Origin of the sequence: Streptomyces sp. M92, from assembly GCF_028473745.1 — a bacterium.
GTDB lineage: Bacteria > Actinomycetota > Actinomycetes > Streptomycetales > Streptomycetaceae > Streptomyces.
In genome coordinates, this window is the sequence record NZ_CP101137.1 from 4,801,511 (window position 1) to 4,813,368 (window position 11,858).

At 72.1% G+C, this 11,858-nt stretch carries 9 protein-coding genes; 1 reads left to right on the top strand and 8 read right to left on the bottom strand.

The annotated features are described in order from the left end of the window. Window positions 1-90 precede the first annotated feature (90 nt). From M6G08_RS21525 to M6G08_RS21535, 3 genes are all read right to left on the bottom strand, one after another. Window positions 91-1,152, bottom strand: coding sequence for a mechanosensitive ion channel family protein (locus M6G08_RS21525; protein WP_383146496.1), 1,062 nt, complete (start codon window positions 1,150-1,152; stop codon window positions 91-93). Between the two features lie 131 nt (window positions 1,153-1,283). After that, window positions 1,284-1,754 (bottom strand): GNAT family N-acetyltransferase, encoded by a 471-nt coding sequence (locus tag M6G08_RS21530; protein ID WP_272588794.1) that lies wholly within the window; start codon window positions 1,752-1,754, stop codon window positions 1,284-1,286. A gap of 47 nt (window positions 1,755-1,801) precedes the next feature. Then, window positions 1,802-2,701, bottom strand: coding sequence for a lysylphosphatidylglycerol synthase transmembrane domain-containing protein (locus M6G08_RS21535; RefSeq protein WP_443049014.1), 900 nt, complete (start codon window positions 2,699-2,701; stop codon window positions 1,802-1,804). A 231-nt stretch (window positions 2,702-2,932) separates the two neighbouring features. Between M6G08_RS21535 and M6G08_RS21540 the strand changes: the two genes are divergently transcribed. After that, window positions 2,933-4,807: an ABC transporter ATP-binding protein gene (locus M6G08_RS21540; RefSeq protein ID WP_272591397.1), complete on the top strand. Its 1,875-nt coding sequence runs from the start codon at window positions 2,933-2,935 to the stop codon at window positions 4,805-4,807. A 23-nt stretch (window positions 4,808-4,830) separates the two neighbouring features. Here M6G08_RS21540 and M6G08_RS21545 read toward each other — a convergent pair whose 3' ends face one another. From M6G08_RS21545 to M6G08_RS21565, 5 genes are all read right to left on the bottom strand, one after another. Next, window positions 4,831-6,618, bottom strand: a complete 1,788-nt coding sequence (locus tag M6G08_RS21545; RefSeq protein ID WP_272588795.1) for an ATP-binding SpoIIE family protein phosphatase — start codon at window positions 6,616-6,618, stop codon at window positions 4,831-4,833. A 113-nt stretch (window positions 6,619-6,731) separates the two neighbouring features. Next, the gene (locus M6G08_RS21550) at window positions 6,732-8,336 is read right to left on the bottom strand and encodes a glycoside hydrolase family 13 protein (RefSeq protein ID WP_272588796.1); all 1,605 of its coding nucleotides are present in this window, start codon (window positions 8,334-8,336) and stop codon (window positions 6,732-6,734) included. A gap of 120 nt (window positions 8,337-8,456) precedes the next feature. Continuing rightward, window positions 8,457-9,332 (bottom strand): carbohydrate ABC transporter permease, encoded by an 876-nt coding sequence (locus M6G08_RS21555; protein WP_272588797.1) that lies wholly within the window; start codon window positions 9,330-9,332, stop codon window positions 8,457-8,459. A gap of 17 nt (window positions 9,333-9,349) precedes the next feature. Next, window positions 9,350-10,309 carry a carbohydrate ABC transporter permease gene (locus tag M6G08_RS21560; protein ID WP_272588798.1) on the bottom strand — a complete coding sequence of 320 codons (960 nt, stop codon included), beginning with the start codon at window positions 10,307-10,309 and terminating at the stop codon, window positions 9,350-9,352. A 67-nt stretch (window positions 10,310-10,376) separates the two neighbouring features. After that, window positions 10,377-11,792, bottom strand: coding sequence for an ABC transporter substrate-binding protein (locus M6G08_RS21565; protein ID WP_272588799.1), 1,416 nt, complete (start codon window positions 11,790-11,792; stop codon window positions 10,377-10,379). Window positions 11,793-11,858: the final 66 nt, after the last annotated feature.

The window sequence follows — 11,858 nt, forward strand, 5'->3', positions numbered from 1 at the left end:
CGGAGATTCCGGACAACCGGCCGGGCGACCCCGTCGCATACGTGGACGATTACGCTGTGCGATCAAAGGTGTGCGTTCGCACGCGTGCGATCACAGGTGCGCGGGAGCGTCCGCACCCGTGCGCTGCTGCGGGAACGCGGCGCCGCCCTGCTGGAGCGCAACCGTACGGGTGGGCGCCGGGATGCGGATGCCCTCCGCGCGGTACCGCTTGTGCAGGCGCTTGATGAACTCGTGCTTGATCCGGTACTGGTCGCTGAACTCGCCGACGCCCAGGATGACCGTGAAGCCGATCCGGGAGTCGCCGAAGGTGTGGAAGCGGACGGCGGGCTCGTGGTCCGGGACGGCCCCGGCGATCTCCGTCATCACCTCCGCGACCACCTCCGTCGTGACCCGCTCCACATGGTCGAGGTCGCTGTCGTAGGCGACGCCGGCCTGCACCAGGATGGTGAGCTTCTGCTCGGGCCGCATGAAGTTGGTCATGTTCGACTTCGCGAGCTGGCTGTTCGGGATCACGACCAGGTTGTTGGACAGCTCACGGACGGTGGTCTGCCGCCAGTTGATGTCCTCGACGTAGCCGTCCTCGCCGCTGTCGAGCTGGATGTAGTCGCCCGGCTGCACGGTCTTCGAGGCCAGGATGTGGATGCCCGCGAAGAGGTTGGCCAGCGTGTCCTGGAGGGCCAGCGCGACCGCCAGACCACCCACGCCGAGTGCGGTGAGCAGCGGGGCTATGGAGACGCCCAGCGTCTGGAGCATCACCAGGAAGCCGATGGCCAGCACCAGGATGCGGGTGATGTTGACGAAGATCGTGGCCGACCCGGCGACCCCGGAGCGGGACGTGGTCAGCGTCCGCACCAGACCGGCGATCACCCGGGCCGCCGAGACGGTGGTCACGAAGATCAGCAGGACCGTCAGCACCTGGTTGACGTTGTGCTGCACGGTCCGCGTCAGCGGCAGCGCCGCCGCCGCCCCCGCCACGCCGCCCGCGACCGCGGCCCAGGGCGCCACCGTGCGCAGCGCGGCCACGATCACGTCGTCGCCGCTCCAGCGGGTGCGCCCGGCGTGCCCCGCCAGCCAGCGCAGCAGCAAGCGCAGCAGGAACGCCGCCACCAGGCCGGCCGCCAGCCAGATGCCGGCGGGCACCAGGTGGTCCATGGTCAGGTCTTCGGTCACCGGTCACCTCGGGAAGTCGGTCTGCATGACTGCCCCGGTCCGCAAGGCAGTTCGACCGGGGCGAGCGTTCATCCTGCCGCATTCCGGGCGGTGCTCCGTACCGCGCCGAGGGGTCAGGCCGCCCGGCGCTCGATGGCGAGCGCCAGTCGCGGCAGCACCCGGCCGGCGATGGAACCCGAGGGGACCTGCCCCACGCGCACCGCGCCCATCGCACGGTAGAAGGGCTCGGCGTTCGGGTCCGCGTCGATGGTGAGCCGGGCGAAGCCCAGGTCCCGTCCGGCGGCGACGGTGTGCGCGAACAGTCGGCGGCCGACTCCCCGGCCAATCACCCGCGGCTCGACGAACATCATGCCGAGCACCCCCACGGGCGGCTCTCCCTCGAGCGTCGTGAAACCCAGGACCCGGCCGCCCGCGTCGGCCACCAGGGCCCGTCGGCGTGCGACCTCGTCCGCACGCACGGTCAGCTCCTGGCGGCACGCTTCCAGGAACCCGGCGTCGTAACCCCAGTGCGCCTTGGACCGCAGTGCCAGCTCGCTGAGCGGCTCCGCCTCCGAGGCCCTCGCGGGCCTGAACAGCACGTCCATCTGCCCCTCCCCAGTCAGGTCCGGTTCCCGCGATCCTCGCACCCGCCTCAGATCACCCGCATCCGAACCAGCGCCGCCAGCGTCAGGGCCCCCGGCAGCAACGGCAGCCAGACGGTCAGCAGCCGGAAGGCCAGCACCACCGCCGTGGCCACGGCCGCCGGGCCGCCCGCCGCCACCAGCGCCACGACCAGCGCTGCCTCGACCGAACCGATGCCGCCCGGCGTCGGCACCAGCGCGACCGCGACCGTCGCCGCCAGGTACGCCACCGCCATGTGCCCGACCGGCACGTCGAGCGCCAGCGACTTGCCCACCATGACCAGCGCCGCCGTCTGGAGCGCCGGGAAGGCGAGCGCCCCGCCCCACAGCGCCAGCGCCCGCGCCGGGCGGGCGTGCACCGAGCGGGCCTCGCCGAGCGCCGTACGCAGGAAGGACTCCACCGCGCCGCGCAGCCGCGGCACCAGCGCCAGTACACCCGCCGCGACGACCGGCACCACCCCCGCCGCGACCAGCAGCGGCCCCACGGCGCCGTCGGGCAGCAGGGTGCCGGGCCGCAGCGCGCCGGGGAACGCGAGCAGCAGGGCGCCCAGCAGCGCGACGCGGCCGACGCTCTCCGCCAGCAGGTAAAGCGCGAGGGCGGCCGAGGAACGGGCGAGCGGCAGCCCGCACACCGCCATGAACCGCAGGTTGACCGCGCTCGCCCCCAGCCCCGTCGGCAGCAGGTGGTTGGCCGCGCCCGCCGCGAACTGCGTGGCCAGCAGCCGCCGCCGGGGCAGCCGCCGGACCACGGCGCCCTGCCGGGTGCAGGCCGCCGCGACCCAGGTCAGACAGGTGGCGCAGGCCGCCGCCAGCAGCCAGGGCCAGCGGGCCGTCGCCAGATGACCGAAACCCTCGGCCAGCACCGACCGGTGCCGCACCGCGACCACGCCGACCAGCAGCAGCGGGAGCACGCAGCACACCCGCCGGACCAGCCGGGCACGGCCCTGGGGCCGGACGGGGGCGGGCACGGGCACGGACTCCTGGGGAATCTCCACCGCTGTCACACCACCACAGACTCCCCGAGCCGCGCCAACTACGGATGACCGACGCGCGGACGACGGTTTACGGACCGCGGGCGGCCGGTCCGCTCCTCGACGCTTGACCTCAAGGAAACTCGAGGTTCTACCGTCACTCGCATGAGCATGGAGACCACAGCCTGGACCCAGCTGCACAGCGTCATGAACGCCGAGCAGGACCGCCGCCCCCTCGCCCGCGCGACGCTGCGCCGCATCGGCGCCTTCGCCCGTCCCCACCGCCGGCGCATCGCCCGGTTCGTCCTGCTCGGGGTGGCGACCGCGCTCCTCGCCGTCGCCACCCCCGTACTCGCCGGACGCGTCGTGGACACGATCGTGTCGGACGGCGACGAGGGCACGGTCGTCCGCCTCGCCCTGCTGATCGCGCTGATCGCGGTCGCCGAGGCGGGCCTCGGCATCCTCTCCCGGAGGCTGTCGGCGATGCTCGGGGAGGGCCTGATCCTCGATCTGCGCACGGCTGTGTTCGATCATGTGCAGCGCATGCCGGTCGCGTTCTTCACACGCACTCGTACGGGCGCCCTGGTCTCCCGTCTCAACAACGACGTCATCGGCGCCCAGCGCGCCTTCAGCAACACCCTCTCCGGCGTGGTGACCAACCTGGTCACACTGCTCCTCACCCTCGCCGTGATGCTCACCCTGTCCTGGCAGATCACCCTGCTCGCCCTGGTCCTGCTCCCCGTCTTCGTGCTCCCGGCCCGCCGCATGGGCCGCCGCATGGCCCGCATGCAGCGCGAGGCCGCCACCCTGAACGCCGCCATGGGCACCCGCATGACCGAGCGCTTCTCCGCACCCGGCGCCACGCTGATCAAGCTGTTCGGCCGCCCCGAGGAGGAGTCGGCCGAGTTCGCCGACCGCGCCCGCCGCGTCGCCGACATCGGCGTGCGCACCGCCACCGCCCAGGCGGCCTTCATTACCGCCCTCACCCTGGTCTCCGCCCTCGCCCTGGCCCTCGTCTACGGCCTCGGCGGCTTCTTCGCCCTGCGCGGCACCCTGGACGCGGGCGCCGTCGTCGCGCTGGCGCTGCTGCTGACCCGCCTGTACGCGCCGCTCACCGCCCTCGCCGGGGCCCGCGTCGAGGTCATGAGCGCCCTCGTCAGCTTCGAGCGGGTCTTCGAGGTGCTCGACCTGACGCCGCTCATCGACGAGAAGCCCGATGCCGGGCCGGTCCCCGACGGCCCCGTCGCCGTCGAGTTCGACGACGTCCGCTTCGGCTACCCGTCCGCCGACAAGGTCTCCCTGGCCTCCCTCGAAGAGGTCGCCGCACTGGACACCCGGGGCGGCGAGGAGGTCCTGCACGGACTCTCCTTCCGCGCCGAACCCGGCCAGACCATCGCCCTCGTCGGCTCCTCCGGCGCCGGCAAGTCCACCATCGCCCAGCTCCTGCCGCGCCTGTACGACACCGACGGCGGCACCGTGCGCATCGGCGGCGTCGACGTCCGCGACCTCAGCGCCCGCGCCCTGCGCGACACCGTCGGCATGGTCACCCAGGACGGCCACCTCTTCCACGACACCGTCCGCGCCAACCTGCTCCTGGCCCGGCCGGAGGCCTCGGAGACCGAACTGTGGGAAGCGCTGCGCCGCGCCCGCCTGACCGACCTCGTACGGTCCCTGCCCGACGGCCTCGACACCGTGGTCGGCGAGCGCGGCTACCGGCTCTCCGGCGGGGAGCGCCAGCGCATGACCATCGCCCGGCTGCTGCTCGCCCGCCAGCGCGTCGTCATCCTCGACGAGGCCACCGCCCACCTCGACAACACCTCCGAGGCCGCCGTCCAGGAGGCCCTGACCGAGGCCCTGGAAGGCAGGACCGCCGTGGTCATCGCCCACCGGCTGTCCACCGTCCGGGCGGCCGACCAGATCCTGGTGGTCGAGGCCGGCCGCATCGTGGAGCGCGGCACGCACGACGAACTCCTCACGGCCGGCGGCCGCTACGCCCAGCTCCACCGCACCCAGTTCGGGCGGCGGACGATGGAGAAGGCGGCGTAGCGGACGGAGCGGGGTCCAGGGCGCTACCGCCCGTGCGGCCGGGGAGCACCCGGCCGCACGGGCAGGTCCTGCTCGGCCCAGACCACCTTCCCCGACGGCGTACGGCACGAACCCCAGCGCCGGCACAGCATGTTGATCAGCTGGAGCCCGCGCCCGCTCTCGTCGCTCACGTCCGCGTGCTGGATCTGCGGCAGGTCGGGCCCGGAGTCGGAGACCTCCACCGACAGCCGCTCGTCCCGCAGCAGCCGCAGCTCGCCCGGGGCGTTCCCGTACCGCAGGGCGTTGCCCACCAGCTCGCTGACGACCAGCTCGGTGGTGTCGACCAGCTCCTCCAGTCCCCACTTCACCAACTGCTCGCGCACCGTCGTCCGCGCCTGCCCGGCGGCCTTGCCGTCCGGCGGCAGCGTCCGGACGAACACGTCACCGTCCGGACCCAGCGGACGGGCCCCCGCGACCAGGACGATCGCGTCGTCGGACCGGTCGCTCCCCACCCGCTCGGTGACCGCCCGGCACACCGCGCCGTCCTCGGGCACGGTGCCGGCGGCCGCCTCGCGCAGCCGCTCCATCCGGTCGGCGAGCCCGGCGGTGCGCGACCTGATCAGGCCGTCCGTGTACAGCGTCAGGCGGCTTCCCCCGGGCGCGGGAACGTCCACCGGGTCGTACGGGATCACCCCGGCGCCCAGCGGCGCCCCGGCGGGCACGTCCAAATACGCGGCGGTTCCGTCGGCGCCGGTGAGCAGCGGCGGCGGATGACCGGCGCTGGCGATGCGGAAGGCGGAGCCGTACGGGTCGTAGACCGCGCACAGGCAGGTGGCGTACTGGTCCTCCTCCAGGTCACGGGCGGCCAGGTCCAGCCGGGCCAGCAGCCGCTCGGGCGCGATGTCCAGCGCCATCAGCGTGCGGGCCACCGTGCGCAGCCGTCCCATGGTCGCGGCGGCGGCCAGCCCGCGTCCCATCACGTCGCCCACCATCAGCGCGGTGCGCCCGCTGGGCAGCGCCACGACGTCGAACCAGTCGCCGCCCACGGCGGCCGGGTCGGCGGCCGGGTCGTAGCACGAGGAGACCGCGAGCCCCGGAGTGCTGGGGCTGGACCGGGGGAGCAGCGCGCGCTGCAGCGTGACCACGTGCTCGCGCTCCCTCCCGTAGAGCCGGGCGTTGTCGATGGACACGGCCGCCTTGGACGCCAGCTCCATGGCCAGCGCCACGTCGCCCTCGGTGAACGGTGCCCGGCTGCCGGCCCGGACGAAGTCCGCCAGCCCCAGCAGCACACCGCGGGCGACCAGCGGGACCACCAGGTAGGAGTGGACCCCCGCCCGCCGCATGACGTCGGCGGACTCGGCGGTCGGGGCGACGACGCCGTAGTCCGCCCGCGTCATCCGGGCGATCAGCACCGGTTCGCGCGTGGTCAGGCACCTGAGACCCAGCCGGTCGGCGCTGTGCACGGACAGCTCGCCGACCGGGTCCGGTGCGAGGTCCAAGCCGTCGATCTCCGCCACCGCCATGGCCCTCAGCCGCGGGGGTTCGCTGCCCCGGACGCGGTCCCCCTCCTGGAACCGCAGCACGGTGTCCAGCAGGTCCACCGCGGAGCCGTCGGCCAGCTCCGGGACGGTGAACGCGGCCAGCTCCTCGGCCGTGCGCCGCAGGTCCAGCGTGGTGCCGATCCACGTACCGGCCTCGTTCAGCCAGGCCAGCCGGCGTCGCGCGCCCAGTGCCTCCGTCATCGGCCGCAGCGCTCCCCGCAGCGCCCGGCGCCCGCCGACGAGCGCTTTCGCAGGACGGTGCACCTCACGCCGCCACGGTCGCTCCCGCACGCGTCGCCTCCTCCCACGCCTCCTGCCCCGATTCTGCCTCGCCTCGGGACGGGCGGCGACGGCGGCGCCGTGACGGATGGGCCGGGAGCCCACGGCGCCGCCGGGGTCCTGCCTCAGTCGCGCAGCCACACCGCCGTGTCCCGCGGCAGCCGGCCGTCCCCGTCCAGGGGCCCGCTGCCCAGCAGGAGCGTGCCGTGCTCCGGCAGGGCGACCGGCCCCGGGGACAGGTTGACGACGCACGTCAGACCGCCGGGGCGGCGGAAGGAGAGGACGCCGTCCGGCGCGGGCAGCCAGTCGAACGGACCGTCGCCGAAGCCGCCGGTGGTGCGCCGCAGGCGCAGCGCCTCGCGGTAGAGGGCGAGCATCGACGCCGGGTCGGTGCTCTGGCGGTCCGCGGCGTACGACGGCCAGCCCGCCGGCTGCGGCAGCCAGGGCTCCGTCTCCGAGCCGAAACCGCAGTACGGCGCGTCGGCCGACCACGGCAGCGGCACCCGGCAGCCGTCCCGGCCCGGATCGACGCCCCCGGAGCGGTGGTGCATCGGGTCCTGGATGCGGTCGAGCGGGACGTCGGCCTCGGGCAGACCGAGCTCCTCCCCCTGGTACAGGTAGACGGACCCGGGCAGGGCCAGCGTCAGCAGCGCGGCGGCCCGGGCGCGCCGCGTCCCGAGCGTCAGGTCGGTGGGCGTGCCGAAGGCCTTCTCGGCGAAGTCGAAGCCGGTGTCCTCGCGGCCGTACCGGGTGACGGTGCGGGTCACGTCGTGGTTGCACAGCACCCAGGTGGCGGGGGCGCCGACGGGGGCGTGCTCGGCGAGCGTGTCGTCGATGGTGCGGCGCAGCCGGTCCGCGTCCCAGGGGCAGGACAGGAAGTTGAAGTTGAACGCGGTGTGCAGCTCGTCGGGGCGCAGGTAGCGGGCGAAACGTTCGGCGTCGGGCAGCCACACCTCGCCGACGAAGACACCACCGTACTCGTCGGCCACGGCCCGCCAGGAGCGGTAGATGTCGTGCAGTTCGTCCTGGTCGATGTAGGGGTGCGGGTCGACGCCCTCCTCGAAGTCCGCCAGCGCGGGGTCCTTGGCGAGCAGGGCGGCGGAGTCGATGCGTACGCCCGCCACCCCGCGCTCGAACCAGAAGCGCAGCACGTCCTCGTGCTCCTGGCGCACCTCGGGGTGGGCCCAGTTCAGGTCGGGCTGCTCCGGGGTGAACAGGTGGAGGTACCACTCGCCGTCCGGGACCCGGGTCCAGGTGCTGCCGGAGAACTGGGAGGGCCAGTTGTTGGGCGGCAGCTCGCCGTTCTCGCCGCGTCCGGGACGGAAGTGGAAGCGCTTGCGCTCCGCGCTGCCGGGGCCGGCGGCCAGCGCCGCCCGGAACCAGGCGTGCTGGTCGGAGACGTGGTTGGGGACGATGTCGACGATGGTGCGGATGCCCAGCTCCCGCGCCTCGGCGATCAGCTTCTCGGCCTCGCCGAGGGTGCCGAAGGCCGGGTCGATGGTGCGGTAGTCGGCGACGTCGTAGCCGCCGTCGACGAGCGGCGAGACGTACCAGGGGGTGAACCACACGGCGTCCACGCCGAGTTCGGCGAGGTAGGGCAGTCTCGCCCTCACGCCCGCGAGGTCACCGGTGCCGTCGCCGTCGCCGTCGGCGAAACTGCGGGGGTACACCTGGTAGATGACGGCGTCGCGCCACCAGTCGGCGGTGCGGTGCGAGTTGGGGGCTGCCACGTGGCGGTCCTTTCGGGCAGGTCGGATCTTCGCCGCCGGCCCGGACAGGGCGGGGCGTCGGACGGGCCGGCGGCGAAGGCTGACGGGGACGGAGCCGGGGAAGGGGCGGCGCGGGGCGCCTCAGCCCTTGAGCCCGCCGGCGGTGAGTCCGCTCATGATGTTGCGCTGGAAGATCAGGAAGATGATCAGGGTCGGCAGCGAGGCCATGGTGAGCGCGGCGATCAGCACGTTGACGGGCACACCGTTGGACAGCGAGTAGATGCCGACGTTCAGGGTCTGCTTGGCCGGGTCCGGCAGCGTCAGCATGGGCCAGAGGAAGTCCTTCCAGACGCCCACGATCGCGAAGATGGACACCACGCCGAGGATCGGCCGGGAGATGGGCAGGACGATCGACCACAGGGTGCGCATCGGCGAGGCGCCGTCCATGGACGCGGCGTCCAGCAGCTCCCTCGGGATCGAGTCGAAGAACCGCTTCAGCAGGAAGATGTTGAAGGCGTTGGTCACCGAGGGCAGCCAGATCGCCCACGGGGTGTTCAGCAGGTTGCGCTCGAAGACCGGCACGTCCAGCACCGTCAGGTACTGCGGCACGACCAGCACGGTCGCCGGGATCATCAGCGTCGCCAGCATCATGCCGAGGATGGCCTTGCCGAAGACCGGGCGGAGCTTGGACAGCGAGTACGCCGCCGCCACGTCCAGCACCAGCTGGAAGGCGAGCGCGCCGAACGCGTAGTAGAGCGTGTTGCCCAGCAGCCCGGCCAGGTCCATGACGGTCCAGGCCTGGGAGTAGTTGTCGGGCTGGAAGGACTCGGGGACCAGCGTCGGCGGGGTCGCGACCGCTTCCTGGGTGTCCTTGAAACCGCTGGAGACCATCCAGTACATCGGGCCGAGGAAGACCACGGTGAACACCGTGACGACCAGGGCGAACGTCAGCCAGTACAGGCGTTTGCCGCGCGGCCGGGCGAGCTGGGCCGGCGAGATGAGCGTGCGTGTGGACATCGTCGGATTCCCCCGGCCTACTCGTTCTCGGCGCGGTTGAGCTTCACGTACGCCGCCGAGAAACCGGCGAGCAGCACGAGGAGCAGCAGACCGAGGGCCGCCGCGGCGCCGTAGTCGTTGAAGTTGAAGGCGTACTGGTAGATCAGGTAGACGACCGTCGTGGTCGAGCCCTCGGGGCCGGCACCGCCGGTGAGCAGGAAGGGCTCCACGAAGACCTGCATGGTGGCGATGATCTGCATCAGCAGCAGCAGCGACAGGATCAGCCGCGTCTGCGGGATCGTCACGTGCCAGATCTTGCGGAGGAGGCCGGCCCCGTCCAGTTCCGCCGCCTCGTACAGCTCCCCGGGGATGCCCTGGAGCGCGGCGAGGTAGATGAGGGCCGCGCCGCCCATGTTCATCCAGGTCGACGCGATCACCACGGAGAGCATGGAGAGGTCGGGGTCCTGCAGCCACTGCTGCTCGGGCAGACCCACGGTGCCGAACAACTCGTTGAGCAGGCCGTAGCCGGGGTCGTACAGGTACTTGAAGAGCAGGACGGCGGCGACCGGCGGCAGCATCACCGGCAGGTACACCAGCAGCCGCAGGTACCCCTTGCCGTGCCTCAGTTCGTTGATGACGAGCGCGACGACGAACGGCACCGCGAAGCCGAAGACCAGGGCCAGCACGGTGAACAGCAGGGTGTTGCGCCAGGCCTGCCAGAAGGCCGGGTCGTTGAGGACCGTGCGCAGGTTGTCCAGGCCGACCCAGGAGACCTCGCCCTGCTCCGTCTTCTGGAAGGCGAGGAAGAACTCCCGGACCATCGGGTACCAGGAGAAGAACGCGAAGCAGAGGACCGCGCCGATCAGGAAGCCGTGCGCGGTGAGGTTGCGCTTCAGGCTCCGGGCGAAGGACCCGCCGGGCGGGGGCGGGCCGTCCGGCGGCGGCTGGGCGTGGCGGGCTCTCGCCGCCTTGCTCGGGGTGAGGCTGGGGGCGGACATCGTCGCTCCTCGGTACTGATCTCATGGGCCCCGGGGGGCGGTGCGGCCCGCCCCCCGAGGGAGCCGGTCACTGCGTGGCCAGAACCTGGTTGACCTGCTGCTCGGCCGTGTCGAGCAACTTGTCGATGTCGGCGTCCTCGTTGGTCAGGATGCCGGACATCACGTTGTCCAGGACCTTGTAGACCTCCTGCGCCTTCGGCGGCTCGGCCTTGCCCGGGACCGGGGAGTCCATGAACGGCTTGAAGTTCTCGACCGGCATGGTGGCGTGCTCGATGCGGGCCGCGTCGTCCTTCTTCTTCGACTCGTTCAGCCAGAAGTTGGGCTGCGGGAGGCCGACCGGCAGGTCGTCCTTCTTCTTGCGCTCCCAGTTGAACTGTCCCTCGCCGACGGTGAGGTTCTGGAAGTCGAGCCAGGCGACGGCGGCCTTGATCTTGTCGGAGGAGATACCCTTCTTGATCATGTAGCTGTTGCCGCCGGCGAGGGTGTTCTTTCCGCCGGGGATCGGCGCCATCCCGAAGTTCTCGTAGTCGGCGCCGAGCTGCTGCACCATGTACGTGATGTCGTCGGGCGCGGCGAGGAACATGCCGAGCTTGTCAGTGGCGATCTGCTTCTGCAGGTCGCCCCACTTGAGCAGCTGGGTCTTGCCCATGCTGTCGTCCTCCCAGCGCATCGCGTGGAGGTTCTCGGCGACCTGCTTGCCCAGCTCGTCGTTGAACGCCGCCTTCCTGCCGCTCGCGTCGACGACGTCGCCGCCGAGGCTGTACATCTGGGCGGTGAAGTGCCAGCCGCCGGTGTTGCCCGCGCTGTACTCGCCGAAGCCGGCGATGCCGTCGCCGAGGTCGGAGATCTTCTTGGCGGCGGCGCGGACCTCGTCCCAGGTGCGCGGCGGGTTGTCCGGGTCGAGTCCGGCCTGCTCGAAGAGGCTGCGGTTGATCAGCAGGCCCATCGTGTAGTTGCTGGTCGGCAGGCCGTACAGCTTGTCCTCGTGCTTGAGCTGGCCGAGGACGTCCGGGTCGATGTCCTCGAGGGCGGGGACCGTCTTGTCGTTGACGTACGCGGTGATGTCCTCGGCGCCGTCGTGGTCCAGTACCTGGGGCAGGTCGGTGAAGTACGTGAAGAAGACGTCGGGCTGCGACTTGGCCTTCAGCATCGCGGTGAATCGCGGGGGTTCCAGGCACTGACCGGGGGTGGAGCGGCCGTCGATGGTCACGTTGGGGTACTTCTCGTTGAATTCGGCGACGTCCTCCTTCCACTCCTTCAGCTCGGCCGCCTTCGCCGCCGGGGGCATGCAGTCGATGGTGATGGTCACCTTGGTCTTCGGGTCCAGCGGAGCGGCCGGGTCGGAGGACCCGCTCCCGCCTTCGGAACCGCCGCCGTCGTCGCTGCTGCTCGTGCCGCAGGCGGCCAGGGCGGTCAGCGTGAGGGCGGAGACGAGCGTGATGGCGCCGGCACGACGGGTACGGCGGAACCGAGCACTTCTCATGGGTGGTCCCCTTCGGGCATGAACGTGGAAGGCGCCCCACCGCCGATGCGTTGTGGGGCGCCGCTC